General features: G+C 73.2%; 1 protein-coding gene. It reads left to right on the forward strand.

Annotated elements, in window-relative coordinates; translation table 11 throughout:
- A partial coding sequence (locus tag ACZYRN_RS19255) for an ATP-binding cassette domain-containing protein (protein ID WP_488913186.1) occupies positions 1-254 on the forward strand: 254 nt, incomplete at its 5' end.
- Positions 255-406: the final 152 nt, after the last annotated feature.

Here is a 406-nt window from a genome sequence, read left to right on the forward strand (position 1 = left end):
GCGAGCTGTCGGGAGGTCAGCAGCAGCGGGTCGCGATCGCGCGGGCGATCGTCAAGCGCCCGCGCGTGCTCCACGCCGACGAGCCCACCGGCAACCTCGACGAGAGCATGCGCGACGAGATCCTCTCGGTGCTGCAGGCGCTCAACGACGAGGGGCTCACGCTCATCGTCGTCACGCACGACTCGGCCGTCGCGCGCCGCGCGCGGCGCCGGCTGCGGCTCGCCAAGGGGACGGTGCGCGACATCACGCGCTGACGGGCGGCTTCCTCCGCAGATCAGCCCGCCGTGGGGGCATGGGCCGGGTTGCGATCGAAGAGCGCGTCGCGGCCCTCGTCGATCCGCTGCTCCTCCGGGTGCGCGTCGTAATAGGCGAGGATCCGGCGGGCGCCCTCGTCGCAGGTCACCGT

It is taken from the genome of Domibacillus sp. F004, assembly GCF_057814295.1.